23 protein-coding genes and 1 pseudogene are annotated in these 21,518 nt (G+C 47.7%); 13 read left to right on the top strand and 11 right to left on the bottom strand.

Going from position 1 to position 21,518, the window contains the following annotated elements:
* Positions 1 to 90: 90 nt before the first annotated feature.
* Positions 91 to 667: pseudogene (locus J3L11_RS15940) on the top strand (DNA-3-methyladenine glycosylase I).
* An 88-nt stretch (positions 668 to 755) separates the two neighbouring features.
* Here the strand turns inward: J3L11_RS15940 and J3L11_RS15935 are convergent.
* The 4 genes from J3L11_RS15935 to fadB all read right to left on the bottom strand — a co-directional run bounded on the left by J3L11_RS15935 (position 756) and on the right by fadB (position 4,947).
* Positions 756 to 1,202 carry an MOSC domain-containing protein gene (locus tag J3L11_RS15935; RefSeq protein ID WP_207571641.1) on the bottom strand — a complete coding sequence of 149 codons (447 nt, stop codon included), beginning with the start codon at positions 1,200 to 1,202 and terminating at the stop codon, positions 756 to 758.
* Positions 1,203 to 1,212: 10 nt separating this feature from the next.
* Positions 1,213 to 1,458 (bottom strand): sulfurtransferase TusA, encoded by a 246-nt coding sequence (gene tusA / locus J3L11_RS15930; RefSeq protein WP_189618278.1) that lies wholly within the window; start codon positions 1,456 to 1,458, stop codon positions 1,213 to 1,215.
* Between the two features lie 159 nt (positions 1,459 to 1,617).
* Positions 1,618 to 2,781 (bottom strand): acetyl-CoA C-acyltransferase FadA, encoded by a 1,164-nt coding sequence (fadA, locus tag J3L11_RS15925; protein ID WP_133038340.1) that lies wholly within the window; start codon positions 2,779 to 2,781, stop codon positions 1,618 to 1,620.
* Positions 2,782 to 2,796: 15 nt separating this feature from the next.
* Positions 2,797 to 4,947 carry a fatty acid oxidation complex subunit alpha FadB gene (gene fadB, locus J3L11_RS15920; RefSeq protein ID WP_133038339.1) on the bottom strand — a complete coding sequence of 717 codons (2,151 nt, stop codon included), beginning with the start codon at positions 4,945 to 4,947 and terminating at the stop codon, positions 2,797 to 2,799.
* A 314-nt stretch (positions 4,948 to 5,261) separates the two neighbouring features.
* Between fadB and J3L11_RS15915 the strand changes: the two genes are divergently transcribed.
* Genes J3L11_RS15915 through hemG (J3L11_RS15905) form a run of 3 tightly spaced genes read left to right on the top strand, consistent with a single transcriptional unit; the run spans position 5,262 to position 7,924 of the window.
* The gene (locus J3L11_RS15915) at positions 5,262 to 5,885 is read left to right on the top strand and encodes a YigZ family protein (protein ID WP_133038338.1); all 624 of its coding nucleotides are present in this window, start codon (positions 5,262 to 5,264) and stop codon (positions 5,883 to 5,885) included.
* Positions 5,886 to 5,939: 54 nt separating this feature from the next.
* Positions 5,940 to 7,397: a TrkH family potassium uptake protein gene (locus J3L11_RS15910; RefSeq protein ID WP_133038337.1), complete on the top strand. Its 1,458-nt coding sequence runs from the start codon at positions 5,940 to 5,942 to the stop codon at positions 7,395 to 7,397.
* A complete protein-coding gene (gene hemG, locus J3L11_RS15905; RefSeq protein ID WP_189618283.1) occupies positions 7,397 to 7,924 on the top strand; it encodes a menaquinone-dependent protoporphyrinogen IX dehydrogenase in 528 nt (175 codons plus the stop codon). The genes J3L11_RS15910 and hemG (J3L11_RS15905) overlap by 1 nt, the downstream gene beginning before the upstream one ends.
* 4 nt (positions 7,925 to 7,928) lie before the next feature.
* On the opposite strand, the gene J3L11_RS15900 is transcribed toward hemG (J3L11_RS15905), so the two are convergent.
* Positions 7,929 to 8,246: a metalloregulator ArsR/SmtB family transcription factor gene (locus J3L11_RS15900; protein WP_133038335.1), complete on the bottom strand. Its 318-nt coding sequence runs from the start codon at positions 8,244 to 8,246 to the stop codon at positions 7,929 to 7,931.
* A 208-nt stretch (positions 8,247 to 8,454) separates the two neighbouring features.
* On the opposite strand from J3L11_RS15900, the gene hemG (J3L11_RS15895) reads away from it, so the two are divergent.
* Positions 8,455 to 9,000: a menaquinone-dependent protoporphyrinogen IX dehydrogenase gene (hemG, locus tag J3L11_RS15895; RefSeq protein ID WP_207571640.1), complete on the top strand. Its 546-nt coding sequence runs from the start codon at positions 8,455 to 8,457 to the stop codon at positions 8,998 to 9,000.
* Here hemG (J3L11_RS15895) and J3L11_RS15890 read toward each other — a convergent pair.
* From J3L11_RS15890 to def, 5 genes are read right to left on the bottom strand one after another with little or no spacing between them, the layout of a single operon-like run.
* The gene (locus tag J3L11_RS15890) at positions 8,997 to 10,439 is read right to left on the bottom strand and encodes a TrkH family potassium uptake protein (protein ID WP_133038333.1); all 1,443 of its coding nucleotides are present in this window, start codon (positions 10,437 to 10,439) and stop codon (positions 8,997 to 8,999) included. The genes hemG (J3L11_RS15895) and J3L11_RS15890 overlap by 4 nt on opposite strands.
* A gap of 9 nt (positions 10,440 to 10,448) precedes the next feature.
* Positions 10,449 to 11,858: a Trk system potassium transporter TrkA gene (gene trkA, locus J3L11_RS15885; protein ID WP_207571639.1), complete on the bottom strand. Its 1,410-nt coding sequence runs from the start codon at positions 11,856 to 11,858 to the stop codon at positions 10,449 to 10,451.
* A 24-nt stretch (positions 11,859 to 11,882) separates the two neighbouring features.
* On the bottom strand, positions 11,883 to 13,172 hold the full coding sequence (gene rsmB, locus J3L11_RS15880; protein WP_207571648.1) for a 16S rRNA (cytosine(967)-C(5))-methyltransferase RsmB: 1,290 nt from the start codon (positions 13,170 to 13,172) through the stop codon (positions 11,883 to 11,885).
* Complete coding sequence (gene fmt / locus J3L11_RS15875) at positions 13,169 to 14,125, bottom strand: methionyl-tRNA formyltransferase (RefSeq protein WP_207571638.1); 957 nt, start codon at positions 14,123 to 14,125, stop codon at positions 13,169 to 13,171. Before fmt ends, rsmB begins: the two co-directional genes overlap by 4 nt.
* A 21-nt stretch (positions 14,126 to 14,146) precedes the next feature.
* Positions 14,147 to 14,659, bottom strand: a complete 513-nt coding sequence (gene def, locus J3L11_RS15870) for a peptide deformylase (protein ID WP_207571637.1) — start codon at positions 14,657 to 14,659, stop codon at positions 14,147 to 14,149.
* Between the two features lie 145 nt (positions 14,660 to 14,804).
* On the opposite strand from def, the gene J3L11_RS15865 reads away from it, so the two are divergent.
* From J3L11_RS15865 to hemF, 6 genes are all read left to right on the top strand, one after another.
* A complete protein-coding gene (locus J3L11_RS15865; protein ID WP_207571636.1) occupies positions 14,805 to 15,893 on the top strand; it encodes a LysM domain-containing protein in 1,089 nt (362 codons plus the stop codon).
* 83 nt (positions 15,894 to 15,976) lie between these two features.
* Positions 15,977 to 16,990 (top strand): DNA-processing protein DprA, encoded by a 1,014-nt coding sequence (dprA, locus tag J3L11_RS15860; RefSeq protein WP_207571647.1) that lies wholly within the window; start codon positions 15,977 to 15,979, stop codon positions 16,988 to 16,990.
* A 2-nt stretch (positions 16,991 to 16,992) separates the two neighbouring features.
* Positions 16,993 to 17,466 carry a DUF494 family protein gene (locus tag J3L11_RS15855; protein ID WP_189618288.1) on the top strand — a complete coding sequence of 158 codons (474 nt, stop codon included), beginning with the start codon at positions 16,993 to 16,995 and terminating at the stop codon, positions 17,464 to 17,466.
* 103 nt (positions 17,467 to 17,569) lie between these two features.
* The gene (locus J3L11_RS15850) at positions 17,570 to 18,133 is read left to right on the top strand and encodes a topoisomerase DNA-binding C4 zinc finger domain-containing protein (protein WP_133038327.1); all 564 of its coding nucleotides are present in this window, start codon (positions 17,570 to 17,572) and stop codon (positions 18,131 to 18,133) included.
* 103 nt (positions 18,134 to 18,236) lie between these two features.
* Positions 18,237 to 18,800, top strand: coding sequence for an L-threonylcarbamoyladenylate synthase (locus J3L11_RS15845; RefSeq protein ID WP_133038411.1), 564 nt, complete (start codon positions 18,237 to 18,239; stop codon positions 18,798 to 18,800).
* A 17-nt stretch (positions 18,801 to 18,817) separates the two neighbouring features.
* Positions 18,818 to 19,732, top strand: coding sequence for an oxygen-dependent coproporphyrinogen oxidase (hemF, locus tag J3L11_RS15840; RefSeq protein WP_133038326.1), 915 nt, complete (start codon positions 18,818 to 18,820; stop codon positions 19,730 to 19,732).
* A 37-nt stretch (positions 19,733 to 19,769) separates the two neighbouring features.
* On the opposite strand, the gene J3L11_RS15835 is transcribed toward hemF, so the two are convergent.
* Complete coding sequence (locus J3L11_RS15835) at positions 19,770 to 20,198, bottom strand: group II truncated hemoglobin (RefSeq protein WP_133038325.1); 429 nt, start codon at positions 20,196 to 20,198, stop codon at positions 19,770 to 19,772.
* Positions 20,199 to 20,322: 124 nt separating this feature from the next.
* Here J3L11_RS15835 and aroE point away from each other — a divergent pair, with 124 nt between their 5' ends.
* Both aroE and J3L11_RS15825 read left to right on the top strand, forming a co-directional pair.
* Complete coding sequence (gene aroE / locus J3L11_RS15830) at positions 20,323 to 21,144, top strand: shikimate dehydrogenase (RefSeq protein ID WP_207571635.1); 822 nt, start codon at positions 20,323 to 20,325, stop codon at positions 21,142 to 21,144.
* The gene (locus tag J3L11_RS15825; protein WP_207571634.1) at positions 21,141 to 21,416 is read left to right on the top strand and encodes a DUF1488 domain-containing protein; all 276 of its coding nucleotides are present in this window, start codon (positions 21,141 to 21,143) and stop codon (positions 21,414 to 21,416) included. The genes aroE and J3L11_RS15825 overlap by 4 nt, the downstream gene beginning before the upstream one ends.
* The last annotated feature ends 102 nt before the right edge of the window (positions 21,417 to 21,518 follow it).

The following is a 21,518-nucleotide window of genomic DNA, read 5'->3' as shown; positions in this document are numbered from 1 at the left end:
CTATAGAAAATGGTTCCGATTATACCTTGTAGACCCTAGCTTATGTAGGTTATTTTTTATCGAGCTTTGGTTTTTAAAGGAATTCCTGAAATGGAAAAACAACGTTGTGGCTGGGTTTCGACAGATCCTTTGTATCAGCAGTATCACGATGAAGTGTGGGGGGGGGCGGCCGGTGTTTGATGGTCAGCAACTGTTTGCCAAATTGTGTTTGGATGGGCAGCAAGCGGGGTTGTCCTGGATCACTATTCTGCGTAAACAGGCCAATTACGAATCGCTGTTTGCTAATTTTGAACCTCAAATTATTGCTACATATGATGATAGTAAAGTTGAGGAACTGCTGCAGAATCCGGGAATCGTCCGTAATCGGGCAAAGGTTAACTCTATTACTCAAAATGCCCGTGCTTATCTAAAATTTACGGAACAAGGTAATGATTTCTCAGAGTTTTTATGGAGTTTTGTCAATGGAAAGCCCTTGGTCAATCAGCACGTGAGTTTGTCTGATGTACCTGCACAAACGGCCGAGTCTGAAGCGATGTCTAAGGCGCTTAAAAAACTCGGTTTTAATTTTTGCGGCCCCACCATTTGTTACGCATTTATGCAGGCAGTGGGAATGGTAAATGATCATTTAGTTGATTGTTTCTGTTATGCAGAAACAAATCAAAGCTAAGACTAATTTTGTATTATGTAGATGATAGGTGTTCCACGTGGAACACCCTTCTGTTTATTCATCATCGAAGGGGATGGGGATTGGGCGGTTATTCAGGTTGATCTGAGAGAATAACATCATCACCTTTACTAGCAGTGCCACCACGTAATACCCTGCAGGTAACGCCTCCGCGCCAGTCAGTGGCCAATGCCGTTTCAAGTCCAGGGTATTCCTGCTCCATGTTCTTGCAAGGATTGGTTTCGCCAGTGATCTCCAGAATAATATTACCAATCTTTAGATACTGGCCTACCGAATCGGCATTAAAGCGAACACCTTCTACTAACAAATTGGCTCTTCTAGCTAACCACGGAATGGAAGTGTTCAGCTCACAGCATGCATCTAACCATTGTAGTTTTGATAACACTGTGACTTGGCGGGGCCCCGGCTTTCCAAATATGTCATGCTCAACACCTGTTTGTGTAGAAATAACAGCCTTGGCTACTTCTAACATTGGTGTTTTACGTCCTTCTTTAAAAGCTATTGCCACTAGTTCCATGGTATTCTCTTCAAAGTCCCTTTTTGATTAAGTAGCGGTAAGGTGCTGTGGTGATATCGCTTGCCACTAACGTATGATCCATAAACTGACAAAAACTGGGAATATCGCGTGTTGTTGCAGGATCGTCCGCGATAATCAGAAGTGTTTCTCCTTCCGCCATATGCCGGACTTTTTTTCGTAGCATCATAACTGGCTCTGGGCACCTTAATCCCAACGCGTCGAGCTGGTGTTGAGCGCAACCAAATTCTTGGTTCATTGTTACCTCTAAACTCATAGACCAGAAATTTAGTAAGTATGTTACTGCAAGCTGGGGTATAGAACCAAGGACCGTGCAAACTTTTAAAAATGTTCCACGTGAAACAAAAGGGCCAGCGACTTAGGCTGGCCCTGTATATTGGCGTTGCTAAAGCAAGAACTAAACACGTTCAAAAATAGTCGCGATTCCTTGGCCCAGACCGATGCACATAGTGGCTAGGCCAACAGATACATCTTTGGCTTCCATTAAGTTAATGAGCGTGGTGGAAATCCTAGCACCAGAGCAACCTAATGGGTGACCTAGCGCTATGGCACCACCATTAAGGTTAACCTTGTCATCCATTTGCTCTAACAGACCAAGATCCTTAACGCAGGGAATTGATTGCGCAGCGAAGGCTTCGTTGAGCTCGACCAACTCAATGTCAGCCATACTCATACCGGCTCGTTGTAGTGCCTTTTTGGTCGCAGGAACTGGGCCATAGCCCATTATTGCTGGATCACAACCTGCAATTGCCATTGAACGGATTCTGGCGCGGATGGGTAAACCTAAATCTCTGGCCTTTTGTTCTTCCATTATCAGCATTGCCGCTGCACCATCAGACAATGCTGATGATGTTCCCGCTGTGACTGTACCATTTGCAGGGTCAAAAACCGGTTTCAATGCGGCTAGAGATTCCATGGTGGTCTCGGGACGAATAACTTCATCGTTATCGACCGATACCAACGCACCATTCACATCGTGGCCTTTGATGGCTTGGATTTCCTTAGCAAATCGTCCCTCAATGGTAGCTGCATAAGCACGTTGATGGGACCGCACAGCAAAGGCATCTTGCATTTCACGACTGATGCCGTGCAGCTTGCCAAGTAACTCTGCTGTCAATCCCATCATGCCTGAAGCTTTGGCGACATTCACAGAAAGCCCCGGATGAAAATCAACACCGTGAGTCATAGGAACGTGCCCCATGTGCTCGACTCCACCCACAATAAAGGTATCGCCCATGCCGACCATGATAGATTTGGCAGCCTGATGAATAGCCTCCATAGAGGAACCACAAAGACGATTAACCGTCACGGCACCGATCTCTTTTGGCAGTCCGGCAAGCAGTGCCGCATTGCGGCCAATATTAAACCCCTGTTCCAGCGTTTGCTGGACACATCCCCAGATAACATCTTCAATATCTGTTGGTTGCAATTGTGGATTTCTTCGCAGCAAAGATTTCATTAGCTCCGCTGATAAAGTTTCCGCTCGAACATTTCGAAACACACCGCCTTTGGAACGCCCCATCGGTGTACGAATACAATCAACGATAACTGCATTTTTCATGGCAAATTCCTTAAATTAGTGCTGATAGTAGTGGCCATTTTCGGCAGCGAGTTGTCGCATAGCATCCGTCACCTGATACAGTGGCCCAAGATGAGCGTATTTATCTGCCCAAGCAACATAGTTGGCGAGCCCCATGGTTTCTACATAGCGGAATACGCCACCACGGAAAGGAGGGAAGCCGAGACCATATACCAACCCCATATCTGCTTCTGCCGGTGAGGCCACAATGCCTTCTTCAAGACAACGCACGGTTTCGTTAATCATTGGGATCATAGTTCTGGCAATAATTTCGTCGGCGCTAAACTCTTTTAATGATCCGAAAGCCGCCGCTAACAATTCATAAGTGATAGCATCTGTCTCTTTTTTGGGTTTGCCCTTTTTATCGGGATTATATCGATAAAAACCTTTGCCATTCTTTTGCCCTAGGCGATTTTGGGCAAACATCAGTTGTAATGCGTCCTGACCACTGGTCGCCATCCTTTCAGGAAATCCTTGTGCCATCACTTCTTGTGCATGATGTCCCGTGTCCATACCAACGACATCTAGCAAATAAGCTGGGCCCATTGGCCAGCCAAACTGCTTTTCCATCACTTTGTCGACAACCGCAAAGTCAGCACCGTCTGCAATTAAAGCATTGAAGCCGGCGAAGTAGGGGAACAGTACGCGATTGACAAAGAAGCCAGGGCAGTCATTCACAACAATCGGGGTTTTGCCCATCTTGCTGGCATAAGCAACAACAGTGGCGATAGTGCTATCTGAGGTGTCTTTACCGCGGATAACTTCTACCAACGGCATCTTATGAACGGGATTGAAAAAGTGCATACCGCAGAAGCGCTGAGGTTGTTTAAGGTTCTGAGCAAGTAAGTCAATGGATATCGTAGAAGTGTTGGAGGCAATAACTGCATCATCAGCCAGCACCTGCTCCACTTCAGCTAAAACCGCGCTTTTTACTTTTGGATTTTCAACCACTGCTTCAACCACGATATCGGCTTGCTTTACTGCCGAATAATCTAAAGCTGGAGTGATAGCATTTAATACCTGCGCCATTTTCTGTGGCGATGAACGACCGCGTTCTACCTGCGCTGTTAGTAGTTTGGCTGCTTCTGATAGCCCCAATGTCAGCGCATTATCATTAATGTCTTTCATGACAATAGGTGTGCCTTTGCTGGCGCTCTGGTAGGCGATACCACCACCCATAATCCCGGCACCGAGAACGGCAGCATGTTGAACTGCATGGGCAGTCTTAATTGCCTTCTTAGCCTTGCTCTTCACCAATTGATCATTGAGGAATATACCGATGAGCGCTTGCGCTACATCCGTTTTAGCAAGCTTTATAAATGCTTGATGCTCTACTTGCAGCGCTTGTTCGCGGTCCATTGAGGCGGCTTGTTCTACAACGCCCACGGCTGCCATCGGTGCCGGATAGTGTTTACCTGCCACCGCAAAGACCATTCCTTTGGCGGTAGTAAAGGACATGAGTGCTTCCATCTTGTCCAACTGTAAAGCTTGTTGCTTCTGTGAGCGTCTGGCTTGCCAGTCAAGCTTGCCTGAGATGGCATCTTCCAACATTTGCAGTGCTACATTTTGTAAATTTTCTGGTGTAGTGACCGCGTCTAAGAAGCCAACTTTCAGGGCGTCATCAGGGCGATGCTCTTTCCCTGTGGTGATCCATTCAAGGGCGTTATCGGCACCAATAAGCCGAGGTAATCGCACCGTGCCACCAAACCCCGGAATAATCCCCAGCTTAGTTTCAGGCAGCCCCACCTTTGCGGAGTTATCTCCAATACGGAAATCAGTCGCCAAAATGACCTCACAACCACCACCGAGAGCATAACCGTTCACCGCTGCTGCGGTTGGATAGGGCAAATCTTCCAGCTTATTGAAAATGCTGTTTGCCAACTGCAACCACGACAGTAGTACTTTATCTTCTTGCGCAAACAGTTCCAGAAATTCCGTGATATCGGCACCAACAATAAAGTTGTCTTTCGTGGAGGTCAGTAGCAGGCCGCGAATTTCTGCTGTCGCGCTGATAACATCCAGCGCTTCACTCACAGAGGCTAAGGTTTTACGATCAAATTTATTAACAGAACCATCTGAATTAAAACAAAGAGTTGCAATTTTGCTATCGAGCAGTTCAACTTGAATAGTATCGCTTTTATAGATCATGCTTGCATTCCTTATGTGAGGGCTGCGAGGCTGGCGAGAAGTTATTTGCTACTCAGTTTGCGGTGAAAAAGGACAAAATACAACACCCAATTTAAACGACCGTTTAATTTTGGTGACATTTGAGAAAGAGAAAAATTGTGAATTAAGTCACAACTATTTGATGCGGCTGACTTATTCCAAGTAGAAACAGGCCAGTTCCAGATGAATTATCCTTAAGTCGAATATCAGTGTTAACCGCAGCTGGGAGTTGCAGTAATACTTGGACTGCAGGCAGAATGGCGCTGTGACGTTGACTTTTAAAACTGAGGCTACTGGTGTCTGACAGTTACCCAATACCGAGTGGTGAGGTTGTTTTTGAAGAAGAGATTAAACACAGCCGCTTCGTGACAGTGCTATTCCATTGTCCATCTGTCGTTGCATTTAAAGACAAGCTGGCATCCATCAGGGAAGCTTATCCCGCCGCAACACATTACTGTCAAGCGGCCATAATGTCAGATCCAAGCGATGATACGGCGCTAACCTGCAGCGATGATGGCGAGCCTTCAGGTAGTGCGGGTCGGCCGATGCTCAATGTGCTGAAAGGCTCAGGTATTGGTGAAGTTGGAGCTATCGTCATTCGTTATTTTGGCGGCATAGAGTTAGGCGTGGGTGGATTGGTGCGTGCTTACAGTGCAGGTGTTAAGCATGCACTAAAACAGCTGCCATTGAGTACTAAAGTCAAAACGCTTGCTGCCAGTGTATGTTGTGGATATGCGCAGTTGCCGGATGTAGAGCATTATCTGGGGCAGTTTAATGTGACTATTATGGAGCGGCAATTCTCGGAACAAGTGTTATTACATCTGGCAATACCTGTCTCAGCTCGAATCGCGCTGGCAGAGACACTGCAACGGATTAGCCAAGGGCAATTGCGACTTAGCTTTTCCAGTGAAGCTGCTTAAAAACTGTGTAACAATACGTCGCGGACCTACTAAGCAACATGGCAAAAGGGCTAAATGCACTATCGCACTATTACCCGTATAACCGGATTACTGGTGGGCTTGTTTTCTCTCACTATGGTGCCTCCGGCGCTGGTGGCATTATTTTACGAAGATGGCGGGGGCGCAGCTTTTATCCAGGCATTTGTTCTTAGCCTGTTATTGGGATTTATGCTGTGGTATCCCAATCGGCAACATAAGGCCGATTTGCGAACCCGGGAAGGTTTTCTTATCGTTGTTTTGTTTTGGACCGTGCTAGGTGTTATCGGGACATTACCGTTTTTGTTAGTGAAACAGCCGGAGTTGTCGCTTGCTGATAGTGTTTTTGAGTCGTTTTCAGCATTGACTACGACCGGTGCTACAGTCATCGTGGGGCTCGATCATTTACCCAAGGCCATCTTATTTTATCGACATCTTCTGCAATGGCTCGGTGGCATGGGGATCATTGTGCTGGCAGTTGCCATCCTGCCGGTTTTGGGTATTGGTGGTATGCAGCTATACCGGGCAGAGATCCCGGGGCCGGTAAAAGACACAAAAATGACGCCCCGGATAGCCGAGACCGCCAAAACACTATGGTATATCTATTTGCTGCTAACTGTGGCCTGCGCGTTGTCGTTTTGGTATGCCGGTATGAATCTGTTTGATGCTGTATGCCACGCTTTTTCGACTATCGCCATTGGTGGCTTCTCCACTCATGATGCTAGTATCGGCTATTATCAAAGTCCGCTGATAAATTTGATTTGCATGGTGTTTTTACTCATTGCTGCAGTGAACTTTAGTTTGCATTTTGCGGCTTTTTCCCGACGCGGAATTAACTTTAGGGTGTATTTTCATGATGCTGAATTCAAAGCGCTGATCTTGATCCAACTGGTATTGGGTGCCATCTGCTTTTTTACATTACTCCATAGTGGCATTTATGATTCGCCAGAAGAAACTCTAGATTATGCGTTATTCCAGGCGGTTTCTATCTCCACAACCGCCGGATTCAGCACCGAGAGTTTTCACTCTTGGCCTTTGTTTTTACCCATTTTGCTGATTTTTTCTAGCTTCATTGGCGGCAGTGGTGGCTCGACCGCGGGTGGTATCAAGGTGATTCGGGTGGTGTTGCTGTTTTTACAAGGTGCGCGGGAGCTTAAGCGGCTGATCCATCCTAAGGCAATGTTTGCTATCCGTATTGGCAACCGTTCATTATCGGACCGAGTGGTGGACGCGGTATGGGGGTTCTTTTCGGCATATACTCTGGTGTTTCTCATCAGCATGCTAATTTTGATGGCGCTTGGCATGGATGCTATCTCGTCGTTTAGCGCTACTGCGGCTTGTCTGAATAACCTTGGCCCTGGATTAGGTACGGTGGCGTCCAACTATGCCAATGTGTCAGATGGTGCCAAGTATGTGCTGGTGGTGGCCATGTTGTTCGGTCGCCTAGAAATATTTACTTTACTGGTACTTTTTACCCCAACTTTTTGGAAAGACTGATGTGTAATACCCTGATTATTTATTCAACGGTGGATGGACAGACTAGGCGAATTTGCCAAGCGATGGCGACGGAGCTAGAGCAAGCTGGAGAGCATGTGACTTTCAGTGAGCTTTCCGAGACCACGGAAGAACAGCTGCAGCATTGTGACAAAGTGCTGATTGGTGCCAGTATCCGTTATGGCAAACATCGTCCAGCGCTCTATCAGTTTGTTAATCGCTATAAGACGTTGCTGGATGGTAGGAAAAACGCCTTTTTTAGTGTGAATGTGGTGGCGCGTAAGCCAGAGAAAAATACACCGCAGACCAACCCCTACATGCTGAAATTTCAGCAATTGTCGCTTTGGCAACCGCAGCAATTGGGGGTGTTTGCTGGCAGAATCGTTTACGCCGATTATGGCTGGTTAGACCGCACAGCAATCCGCTTTATCATGTGGTTAACCAAAGGTCCCACCGACACCTCCCAAGCCTATGAATTTACAGACTGGGAGCAGGTGCGGCAGTTTGCGAGGGAATTTGCGGCCCGCTGATATGTTAACACTCAGCGGAGCAGAATTTGCGGTGAAGAATAGAAATAACTTCAGTAACTTGCTGATTTTTAAGGCTGTAATAGACGATTTGGGAACTCTTTCGGGTGTCGACCAGATCTTCTGCGCGCAATACTGCTAGATGCTGAGATAATGCTGATTGGCTCAGTGGTACCGCTTCATTGATCTCGGTTACGCTGAGTTCTTTATCCAGCAGCAGGCAAAGGATCATTAGCCGGTACGGATTAGCAACCGCCTTTAACCATTTTGCGGCAATTTCTGCGTTCGACAACATAGCGTCAATGTTAATATCTACGGGTGGCATGTTTACTATTACCTCTACTTCTTGATTAGATGATTCTAATTGAATGTTACGTGTCGAACAACTCACCAGTCTTTTAGCTGGATCCCACTTTTACCATCAAAACACAGCCACTGCTTGTCCTATTTGGTAATTATCACTTTATTTTACTTTCATATCCGTCATTATCATCCTTTATTGTTGATTTTTATTAGGTTGAGCAGGTATTGCTATGAAATCCATTCTAATTCTCTATTATTCCCGTGGCGGCCACACCGCCAGGATCTCCCGCTGTCTTGCACACCGAATGCAGCAGCAAGGGTACAGATGTGAAATAATGGATTTGCTTGAGGCTGAGAAAGAGGGGGTTGACTGGCAGAGTTGGGACGCCGTGGTGCTGGGTGCCTGTGTGTTATATGGCACTTATGACAAGAGTGTTTTTGAATTTTGCAGTAAACATTTACCACAGTTACAGGCCAAAGCGATTAGCTTTTTTTCGGTCAATGTTGTTGCCCGTAACCCGGAAAAACGTATTCCAAAAAATAACCGCTATCTGCAAAAGTTTCTGGAGTTATCTGCTTGGAAGCCTCAGGACGTGAAGATTATTGCGGGTAAAGTCGATTACCCATCTTGGCGCTGGCTGGATAAGCAGATGATCCGCCTGATTATGAAGATCACTCATGGCCCAACAGATACCAAGGCGGTGATTGATTACACTGATTACCAGGATCTTGAAACTTATGCCGACCATCTTCTGACTTTGATTCCGACGGATTAATACCGCCAAAAGCTAGGATGGAACAGCACTGCAACGGTCAGAATTTCCAATCGGCCCAGCAGCATACCTATTGATAAAGCCCACTTGGCAACTACCGGTAATGATGCAAAGTTACCGGCAGGGCCAATGACCGGGCCTAGCCCCGGCCCCACGTTGGTGACGGCGGTTATTGCACCAGAAAGACTGGTCATAGGATCAAGTCCACATAACACCAGAATCAGTGTCAGTAAGACAATCACCAGCATAAACAACATCATAAACGTTACCAGCGAACGCACGATCTCTTCATTGATTGGGCGGTTGTTGTAGCGTTCACGGAAGATCCCATTCGGATGGAACTGCTGTTTCAATTGTTCACGCATAATGGCGACAGCAATTTGGAAACGGAAAATCTTAATACCGCCGGCGGTGGAGCCTGAGCAGCCACCAACCAGCATCAGGAAGAGAAAACTGATCACCGCCAAAGCGCCCCACTGGCTGTAGTCAGTTAAGCCGTAGCCGGTAGTGGTCACCACCGACACCACATTGAAGGCCGACAGTCTTAAGGCATCAATAAAGGCCAGATTTTTACTGCTACTCAACCACAATGCCAACCCAAACGACACAAATAGCAGAAATAGCAGATAACCCTTTATTTGGGCGTCATTCCACACGCGCAACGTCCGGGCCTGAATAGTTTGCGCAAAGGTGAGCAGTGGTAAACCACCGGCTGCCATAAACGCAATACCGACCCAGTGACAACGTTCTGGGAAAGCGGCCATCGAGTTATCTGAGGTGGAATATCCACCAGTAGACAGGGTGGTCATCGCATGATTAATGGCTTGAAACCAGTTCATACCCGCCCAGTGATAAGCCATACCACAGGCGACTGTTAGGCCGACATAAACCATAAACAGATATTTGGCGAGACTTTGTGTTCTGGGAATAGTTTTGTCAGACCAATCGGATGACTCAGTGCGGAACAGCCGCATCCCCCCTACGTTGAGGAAGGGTAAAATAGCAACCGCCATCACAATAAAGCCTATCCCTCCGAGCCACTGTAACAGCGAGCGCCAGATAAGAATGCTGTGATCCATATTATCCAGACCAGATAACACGGTAGAACCTGTAGTGGTGACACCTGACATGGTTTCGAAAAACGCATCGGTGTATCCAATTCCGTGATACAAGGTGAATGGCATCGCGGCAAACAGGCTAACGATGACCCAGGTGAGACTGGTCAGCAAAAACATGTCGCGGATGTTAAGGTGCAGCTTGCCGCTTTGTCCTCGGTGAACACAGATAGTGGCAAAAATGCCGGTAAAAATCGCTGAAATCAGAAACGCCATCACCGTTTCTTCGCCATATACCAGTGCAAACGCCAGCGGGATAAACATGAAACCCGTCAGCATTGACAAGAATAATCCCAGAATAAACAGCAGCGGCTTAAAGTTCAGCATCGTTGTAACCTAGAAGAAGAATGCGCTTGGCTGGAATAACTTTTCAACGTCGCTGACAAATTTCTTATTTACCAGGAACAGAATCACATGATCGCCTTGGGCAATAACAGTGCGATCATGTGCCATTAGCACCTCTTCATCGCGCACAATCGCCCCAATGGTTGTGCCTGGCGGCAGTTTGATCTCGCCAACTTGCTTCCCGACCACTTTACTGGTGCTGGCATCGCCGTGGGCAATGGCTTCAATGGCTTCGGCGGCACCACGACGCAGAGAATAGACGTTACAGATATCACCTTGGCGGATGTGAGTTAATAGCGACGATATGGTGGCTTGCTGCGGAGAAATTGCAATATCGATATTCGCCTCCTGCACAATATCCACATAGGCTTCACGCTGGATCAGTACCATGACTTTTTTGGCGCCCATACGCTTTGCTAGCAACGCTGACATAATATTGGCTTCGTCATCATTGGTAACTGCAATAAACACATCGGTCTGGTCAATATGTTCTTCTAACAGCAGTTCCTGATCCGAAGCATCACCGCAAAAAACCGTTGTGTTTTGCAGTTTTTCTGACAACAGCTCAGCCCGTTCTTGCTTTTGTTCAATGAGTTTGACGGAATGGTTTTTTTCCAGTTTTTTTGCCAGTCCTAATCCTATGTTGCCACCGCCGGCAATCATGATATTACGATAGGAGCTGTCCAGCTTTTGCATTTCACTCATGACCGCACGAATATGGCGGCTGTCGGCGACGAAAAAGACTTCATCATCGGCTTCAATGATGGTGGTTCCTCGCGGCATGATCGGTCGCCCCTGGCGGAATATAGCCGCAACCCGGGTATCAATATTGGGCATATGTTCGCGCAATGCTGCTAGTGCGTTGCCCACTAACGGGCCACCGTAATAGGCTCTGACGGCTACCAAACTGACTCTGCCATCAGCAAAGTCGAGCACCTGCAAAGCTCCCGGATATTCCACTAACCGATGAATGTAAGTAATTACTAACTGTTCTGGGGCTATCAGTTCGTCAATAACAAAACCACCGCGCAGTTTACTTTCGGTGTTTTTGGTTTCGCTATCGATAAAAAGCTTATCGCGGATAGCCAGATATTGTTCTGAACGAATACGGGCAATCTTAGTGGGGGTGCCGAAAAGCGTGTAAGCAATCTGACAGGCGGTCATATTACATTCATCACTATTAGTCACTGCCACTAGCATGTCTGCATCTTCGGCACCAGCTTCTTGCAGCACCCCAGGATTTGCGGCATGACCAGCAACTACTCGTAGGTCGTATTTATCCTGCAGTGCCCGGAGACGGTTGCGGTCACTGTCAACTATCGTGATGTCGTTATTCTCACCTACCAGATTTTCAGCCAGTGTGCCGCCAACCTGACCTGCGCCGAGGATAATGATCTTCATGCTTATGTTTCCCGGGATTGCGCCTTAAGCTGTATTGTTTTTTTGCAGCTTTGCATAGTAAAACCCGTCCATATTGTCTTGTCCGGGAAGTATTTGCCAGTCTGGTGAACAATTTTCTTGCGAAGCTGTGATAGCTTGCAGTTCGGCATCTGCTGTTCGTGCGAGGAAGTCCGCAATCTGTTGATGATTTTCTTCCGGCATGATGGAGCAGGTGGCGTATAGTAATATCCCACCAGGTTTAAGCCACTGCCAGCAATGGTCTAGAATCTGTGCCTGTAAATGGCTCAGCTCTGCAATATCTGCTGCCTTGCGCAGCCATTTAATATCGGGATGGCGGCGAATAACTCCGGTGGCAGAGCAGGGCGCATCCAGCAAGATGCGATCAAATTGTGGCCCGTGCCACCAGCTGTCAATAGCGGCAGCATCCCCGACAAATAGTTGGGCGTCCAATCCTAGCCGCTGCAAATTCTGGCTGACTCGCTCCAAACGTTTGCTGTCATTATCCACTGCTACCAGGCGAATGCCGGGCGTACGCTCTAGGATATGGCAGCTTTTACCCCCAGGGGCGGCACAGGCGTCGAGTACCAATTCTCCGGCCTGGGCATCAAGTAGCTGTGCGGCCCATTGCGCCGCACCATCTTGTACTGATACCGCGCCGACGCCAAAGTCAGGCAGTTGCGCTACGTCAACAGGGCTCGACAGCATAATGGCATCATCACTGTTGCCAGCGATGGCCTCGATGGCTTGTTGTTGTAAGCGTTGCAGGTACTGTTCGCGGCTTTGTTGTTGCCGATTGTTACGTAGCCACATTGGCGGACGTTGCTGACTGTTTTCAACAATCTGCAGCCATTGTGCTGGGTAGGCCACTTGTAGCTTTTTGATAATCCACGCTGGAAAATTATATTTCAGCGTATCATTGGCCTCTGATAATGGTTGCTGCTGCCGCTGAATATTACGTAGCACGCCATTTACCACTTTTACCAAACTTTCATGCCCAAGCTGTCGGCAGGCCTCGGCGGTTTCTGAAATGGCTGCATGGGCGGGAATGCGAGTGAAATACAGCTGATAACAACCTAGTAGTAGTAACTGATGAATAATCCGCTGCTTACCTTTAAAAGGCTTATTCAGGCAGGCTGAGATGCATTGATCAAGTTGCGGCAGGACGCGCATGACACCGTAACAAAGCTCTGCGAGTAGCGCTTTATCTTTCGGGTTTGGCAGCAACCGTTGTTGGTCAGGTAATACCGAAGATAGCGATTGACCTTGTTCAAGAACCGCATAAACAGCCGTTGCTGCGAGCGCTCTGAGATTCAGTCGCATATGGTCTCCAGTACCGTCCCCGGAGCGAACCAATCAGCCCGTGCGTTAAGAATATCGGCGACGGAAGTTGCCTTTTTCCCGGGGAGTTGCAGTGTTTGCAGTAGTAGCAAACCCGCACCAGTAGCAACGGCAATTCCATGTTTATCTGCCCTGACTATGGTGCCAGGCTGTGCGACATTGGCTGATGACTCCACGCTAGCTTGCCAAACTTTGATGTTTTGCTGCTGCAACACAAAATAGCTTACCGGCCATGGATTAAATGCGCGGATCTCCTGCCATAAAGTCTGCGCAGGTTTTTGCCAATTGATAACCGCCTCTTCTTTGCTGAGCTTATCAGCATAACAGGCCAAACTGTCATCTTGTGGTTCTGCGCTCAACGTGCCTGTTGCCAGCCCCTGCAGTGCTTGCAGTAGCGCCTCCGGCCCTTGTTTTGCCAGTTTCTCGTAGAGACTGGCAGAGGTATCCTCTGCGGTAATGGGCAATCGGGTCTTAAGTAGCATAGCGCCAGTGTCGAGTCCTGCATCCATTTGCATAATGGTGACACCAGTTTCCTGATCGCCTGCCCAAATCGCTCGCTGAATTGGTGCGGCACCTCGCCAACGTGGCAATATAGAGCCATGGACGTTAATGCATCCCAGTCTGGGGGCATCTAATACCGCTTGTGGCAGAATTAGCCCGTAAGCGACTACCACCATGATATCGGCCTCTAGTGCCGCCAGTTGCTTTTGTGCCTCGTCATTACGCAGTGACTTGGGTTGATACACGGGCAAATTGTGTTCAAGTGCTAGCGCTTTTACTGGGCTTGGCATCAATTTCTGACCGCGTCCGGCTGGACGATCTGGTTGCGTGTATATCGCGATAACCTCATGCTCTGAGTTCAGCAATGTCTGCAAGTGGCGGGCAGCAAAATCCGGTGTCCCGGCAAATATTACTTTCAAGGACGTCAAAATCTTTCCTGTTTGGTTAAGTTAAGCCTGTTTGGCTTCCTGACGGGCGGCTTTTTCGAGTTTCTGCCTGATACGCTGGCGCTTCAAGGGCGACAGATAATCGACAAATAACTTACCCTTCAGATGATCCATTTCGTGCTGGATACAGATAGCAAACAAACCATCAGCTTCAACGGTAAATTCATTGCCGTCACGATCGAATGCCGTCACGGTCACAAATTCCGCTCTGTCTACCTGAGCATAAACCCCAGGCACTGACAGGCAGCCTTCTTCATTGCAGAAATCACCACTGGAACTGATGATCTTCGGATTAATAAATACTTGTGGACGCTCCACATCGTCCTGTAGATCCATCACGATAAGTTGTTTGTGAAAGTCTACTTGTGTCGCAGCCAGACCAATACCTTTTTCGGTATACATGGTTTCGAACATATCATCGATCTGTTGCTGAAGCGCCGCGTTGAATTCAGTCACGGGTTCGGCGACCGTTCGTAGTCGTTCATCGGGAAATCTTAGTACATTTAACAAAGCCATAGGTAACTCGTAACAATTGTGTTAAAACCACGCGAGTTGGTTATACTGTTTTGTGCTAATGCGTTAATTTTAATCCTTAGCGGCTGTCAATAACAGAAAAAGCTCATTATTAATGGTATTTGAGCTACAAAACACGGATGGGCCCATGAAAAGGTTTACTTTATTTGCGTTATTGTCTCTGATTGGTTTCTGGGTATACGCCGATGTCTTAACCCTTAAACCTGGGCGCCCCGATACCTACGTGGTAAAAAAAGGTGACACGTTGTGGGATATTTCAGCAATGTTTCTGAACGATCCCTGGCGCTGGCCCAAACTTTGGGGGGCCAACCCGCAAATTGCCAATCCGCATCTGATATTTCCCGGTGACCGACTGACGCTGGTATTCATTGATGGTGAACCGCGATTAGTCAATAAACCTTTTATACACAACAGCCCTGAAGGCCGGATTAAGTCCAAAAGCGATGCTATTCCACTGATAGATTTGGCGTTAATTGAGCCGTATTTGGTGCAAAATCGTATTGTTGACCCTGAGTGGCTGCAACAACAACCTATGGTGTTGGGTGGCGAAAGTCCGTCCAGACATCATGTGGCAGACAATATTATTTATATCCGCGGCAATCTTCCCGAAGGAACAAAATTAGGTATTTATCAGCCAGGGCGGCAATTTGAAGATGACAGTAGCGGTGAATCTCTGGGGCAGGAAGCCATTCTCACTGCAACTGGACGGGTGATTGAATCAGGTGATATTTCTAAGGTTTTATTGCTGAACAATTTTCGAGAAACCATTGCGGGTTTTCGTGCATTCTCCCTTGAGGATGATGCGTTCATGTCTGCTTATCTGATGCCTCATGCTGGAACGGTTGCTGGAGCCAAGGTCCTCGCTTCCGAAAAAGATATTCGTGAAATGGGCAAATTTGATATTGCGTACATTAACCGTGGTAGCAAGGACGGCGTGGAAGCCGGCCAGGTTTTTACTGTGTTCAAACCCGGTGCTGAAGTTGTCATTGGTAACGACAATATCCCAGTGCTACCGGATGAGCAGTCCGCCTACGACAAACTGTTAGCCGCGATGGATAGTGATAGTGCGGTAAAACTACCAAATCTCTACCGAGGTCAGCTCATGGTGTTTAAAGTTTTCGACAAGACCAGCATGGGGTTGATCTTGGTTGACAAGCGTCCAGTGCGGGTGGGGGATCTGCTCACACAACCTGTGACTATTCTGAAAGGAGAATGACAGAAGCGTCTCTGGTCGACTGGTTGTTTGTCAGTGCGGTATCCGGGCTTGGCCCGCTACGGATAGGACAACTGCTTGAACACATGGATGTGTCAGAGTTGCGGCAAAGGCTGGAACATGAACCCAAGTCTTTACCGATAGCGCTGGCAGATCCACAAATTGCTGTTGCCTGGCGCAAAGTTGACGTAGCGTTGGCGTGGCAGCAACAGGCTTCACACCATTACCTTATTTGTCGTGATACTCAGTTTTATCCTCCTCTATTACAGCAAATTCCCGATCCTCCTCCGGTGATTTTTCTCAAGGGTTGTCCCGAAGCCTTATTGCGACCTGCTGTTGCGATGGTTGGAAGTCGTGCTGCCAGTCATGGTGGTTTGTCATTGGCATTTCAGTTGGCGGCGGAATTAGGCAGTGTTGGACTTATGGTCGTCAGTGGCATGGCCGCTGGTATTGATGGTGCTGCGCATAAAGGTGCGTTAAGCCGTAGCGGTCAGACAGTGGCGGTGCTGGGGACTGGTGTAGAACAGATTTACCCCAAACGTCATCGGCAACTTTATGAAGATATTCAGCAATATGGTGCTGTAATCAGTGAATTTTGGCCTTCGGTCACAGCATTTGCTGGGAATTTTCCAAAGCGAAACCGTATAATCAGCGGCCTTGCTTTGGGAACGCTGGTGGTCGAGGCCAGACGCCGCAGCGGTTCTCTTATTAGCGCCAGAACAGCTATGGAACAAGGGCGGGAAGTGTTTGCTGTGCCCGGTTCCGTGCTCGGTGGTGATCATCAAGGATGCCACGATTTAATTAAAAATGGGGCAAAACTTGTGGAATCACTGGCCGATATAGTAGAAGAGCTGTCGCCGTTGTTGCAGAGTCATCTGCAAGCACTACCGAGTTATGTTCCGTTACAAACTGAACACAACTCGCAGTTGCCATTTAAAACGCTGTTAGCTAGTGTAGGGTATGAGACCACACCACTTGATGTTGTGGTTGAACAGAGCGGTATAACGTTGGATCTGGTGTTGGAACAATTGCTTGAACTTGAATTACAAGGTTGGGTTGCCGCAGTACCCGGTGGTTACGTTAGACTCAAGAGGAACTAGCCATGTTTGATATCCTCATGTATCTGTTTGAAAACTATGTTCATAGTGAAGTTGAACTGATGGTTGACGAAGATGAGTTGACCAAGGAATTGACTCGTGCAGGTTTTCATCAGTCAGAAATCCTCAAAGCACTCAGCTGGCTTGAGCGTTTAGCTGCTCTGCAGGAAAGTGATACCCCTTATGTCAGGACCAATGACAGCTATTCTTTCCGGATTTATACCAAAGAAGAAATCGACAAACTTGATGTAGAGTGTCGTGGTTTCCTGTTGTTTTTAGAGGAGATTGGCGTACTTAACTTCAATACCCGCGAAATGGTCATTGATCGGGTAATGGAGTTAGATGAATCATCATTAGTTCTTGATGATCTCAAATGGGTCATCCTGATGGTGTTATTTAATGCCCCGGGAAACGAATCTGCGTATGCGCAGATGGAAGACTTAATATTTGAGCAACCGGATGGCCGATTACATTCTTGAGTGAGTCGTTGAAGAAAGAGGCGTAACGCCTCTTTTTTAATACCCTAAATTCACGGTGATGACATGCTATGATTAACCTTCAGTGAATCAGTGAGCGCATAACATGGCTAAGATTGATCAACAACTCTTCAATACTCGGGAACACGCGCTAGAACGTGAATATGAAGTTTGCCCCAAGTGTGGTGCCGAGTTGCATATTCGCCATAGTAAACACGGGAGTTTTCTAGGCTGCAGTAATTACCCAGCCTGTGACTATAACCGCCCGTTGGTGCAGCATGAAGCTATTGCGTCGCAGTTAATCCCCGGTTCGGTCTGTCCTGAATGTGGCGCGGAATTAGCGGTGAAATCTGGACGTTTCGGTATCTTTATTGGATGTACGCGCTATCCAGAATGTAAACATATCGAAAAACACGATCAGCAGCCAACACAACAAACGGTTGTTTGTCCGCAATGTCATAACGGAAACCTTGAGCCCAGAACCAACCGCTTTGGTAAGACTTTTTATGCTTGTAGCAATTACCCCAAATGCAAATATCTGGTGAATTACCCGCCTCGGGCAGAAACCTGTCCTGACTGTGGCTTTGGTATTTTAGTTGAACGTCGTGGTGCTGCAGGAGCCCGCTTGGAGTGTCCGCAAAAGAGCTGTAGCTTCAAAAAGCTTTTGTGATCTGCATCAAACAATGGTTGGTAGCATTTATCGATGTCGCTATAATTCTCAGTCCCTCGACGGCATTAGCCGCCATTAGCGTCTTGTGTGTAAAGGTATAATGATGTTGCAAATACCAGCATCCGCCAGTAAAGAGATACTGCTGTGTGGTGGCGTAATAGCCTATCCAACAGAAGCGGTATATGGCTTAGGTTGTGATCCTGATGATGAAGCTGCAGTACAACGTATTCTGGAGATTAAACAGCGGCCGTGGCAAAAGGGCTTGATTATGGTCGCCAGTGATTTCCAGCAACTGCGACCTTATATTGATGAAACACAACTGACCGAAGCGCAGTTAGCCAGCGCTTTTGCTAAATGGCCCGGCCCGTTTACTTTTATCATGCCCGTCCGGACGTCATTGTCAACTTCGGTGCGGGGTCAGTTTGATACCTGCGCGGTGCGCGTATCGGCTCACCCTGTCGTACGCGAGTTATGTGATTTATTAAACAAGCCACTCATCTCCACCAGTGCCAATCTTGCCGGTGAAAATCCGGCGCTTACCGCTGAGGAAATCCTTCGGACTTTTGATGGCAAGCTGGACGCGCTAATCACGGGAGCGTTAGGCGAACAACGTCAACCCTCAACCATAATTGATATTCGCAGCGGCAAGGTGTTGCGACAGGGATAATCCATTAAGGAGCTAATATGACCGCACCTGATTCACAAATGGTGAAACAGTATCTACAGCAGTTGCAGCAACATATTTGCAAGGCGTTAGAACAACTAGATGGCTCTGCCACATTTATGGAAGATGCGTGGGAACGGCCTTTAGGGGGGGGCGGTAAAAGCAAAGTGCTGGTGGATGGCGCGGTGTTTGAGCAAGCAGGCGTTAACTTTTCCCATGTGACCGGGGATGCGATGCCAGGGTCAGCAACGGCGCATCGTCCAGAGCTGGCGGGCCGTAGTTTTGAAGCGATGGGGGTATCCTTGGTTATCCATCCCCATAATCCTTATGTGCCGACCACCCATGCTAATGTGCGTTTCTTTATTGCCCGTAAACCAGACGCCGATCCTGTCTGGTGGTTTGGTGGCGGTTTCGATTTAACACCTTATTACCCATATCTAGAGGACGTCCAGCAATGGCATCGGCAAGCACAATCTTTGTGTCAGCCTTTTGGGGAAGAGGTTTATCCTAAATACAAAAAATGGTGCGACGAGTATTTCTATCTGCCTCATCGCCAGGAAACACGCGGCGTGGGAGGACTGTTTTTTGATGACCTTAATGAAGGTGGCTTTGAGCAGTGTTTTGCTTTTATGCAGGCGGTGGGCAATGGCTTTATCGAGCAATATCGGCCAATAGTGGAAAAACGCAAAGATACGCCATACGGTGAGCGCGAGCGTCAATTTCAGTTATATCGTCGCGGTCGTTATGTGGAATTTAACCTAGTTTATGACCGTGGCACATTATTTGGGTTACAGACCGGGGGACGGACTGAATCGATTTTGATGTCGATGCCGCCTTTGGTTCGTTGGCAGTATAGCTACCAACCAGTCGCTGGCACCCCAGAAGCCGATCTTTACCAGAATTACCTTAAGCCCAGAGATTGGTTAGCAGTGTAGTTGTATGGTAAAAACAACCAATAACCCTTAGAAAGGGTTATTGGTTACGCATATGATCGGCGAGTTGCGCTATTGCTTGGTAAATGACTTGCCGATGTTCGGGCTTTTTGACTGACTGTTCCAGCGCCACCGCCATACAACGCAACCACTGATCGCGCATATTATCATCAATAGCGAAATGCATGTGTCTTGCCCTCAGCATTGGGTTGCCATATTTCCGCTGAAACAATTGTGGTCCACCCAGCCACCCACTGAGAAACTCATATAGTTTTTGTTCTGATTGCGATAGCGGATGGGGATGCATTGCCAGTAGCTGTTGAGTATCTTCGCGCTGCTGCATTGCGTGATAAAAATGCTTGGCAATGGCGCGAATGGTCTGGTCACCACCAATCAAATCATAAGCGTTCGATTGTGCCGGGTCTCTGTCTTCGATTTCGCGGCCAAGTATTTTTTTTATCCAGTTCATAGCGATCTCTTGCTGTCACTCCATGGCCAGTATACACAGTCGCAGACTTCACTGAGTAGAGTGATTGCTGATGAAACTTATTCGAGGGTACACTGCAGCAATCATCCGTTGTTAATCCCGTATCATGACAGATCAATACGTCGTTTTCGGTAATCCTATCAAGCACAGCAAATCGCCATTGATTCATAAGGCATTTGCTGAACAGAGTAATACCAATATGCGTTATGAGGCGGCCTTGGTGCCGTTAGACGACTTTGTTGGCACCGCTCAACGGTTTTTTGCTGCTGGTGGTTGCGGCGCTAACGTCACCGTGCCATTTAAAGAACAGGCTTACCGTATGTGTGATGAACTCAGTCCCGCAGCTGAAATGGCCGGAGCTGTTAACACATTGATTAGGTTAGCTGATGGACGAATTCGAGGAGATAACACCGATGGTTACGGCCTAGTAACAGATCTCCAGCGTTTTATTGTTTTGCAGCATAAAAAAGTGTTACTGCTCGGTGCCGGCGGCGCTGCCCGTGGTTGTCTGTTACCACTGCTAGCGGCAGGTGCCTCCCAAATTGACATCTGCAATCGTACCATCATCAAGGCTGAGGTTTTGGCGGCGTTGCACCCAGAAAAAGTGCACGCGGTGCAGGCTGAGCAATTGGTTGGCGCTTATGATGTCGTGATCAACTCCACCTCTGCCAGTTTGTCTGGGAATTTACCGGCCATTCCGGCAGTAGTCGTTAGCCAAGCAGTTTGCTATGACATGATGTATGGTGCCGCGCCAACAGTTTTTAATCTGTGGTGCCAAGCTAACGGCGCTACTCAGGCAATTGATGGTTTGGGCATGTTGGTCGGGCAGGCCGCATATAGTTTTTACTTATGGCGAGGCGTGATGCCACAAGTTGAACCTGTGCTGCAACAGCTACGACAACAGTTGGCGGATGAGCATATAGCATGAACCAATCGGTGATTTTTAATGAATTGGTGCGCTGGGTAGATGGGCTGGATGTGGTGGAGTTTACTGCGCAACAACAGGGAAACCTCATTAGATGTCAGGTCTCACGTCGTTATCTGCAGCAATTTTCTGCGCCGAAATTAGTTGGTGCAGATGACACTATTGAGGTGTTTGAACATCAGCGCTTTGGCTTGGAAGAAATGGCAGAAGCGCTGATAACCGAAGAAGCTTTTGATTCTCAGGGCAATATCTGTACTAGCTCAGACCTGATCTGACAGTTACCCATTTTTCTGGTGCCTCCGTCAGATTAGATTTGAGCTAAATTCTTTTCAGCCCAAATCGCTTTCCCATCAATGAGTGTCGCCATTGGTGTTCGG

The organism is Shewanella sp. 4t3-1-2LB (assembly GCF_017368415.1).
In the GTDB taxonomy this organism is placed as follows: Bacteria; Pseudomonadota; Gammaproteobacteria; order Enterobacterales; family Shewanellaceae; genus Shewanella; species Shewanella fodinae.
The sequence above is the reverse complement of the archived record's forward strand: the minus strand, read 5'-3'. Positions and strand labels throughout refer to the sequence as shown.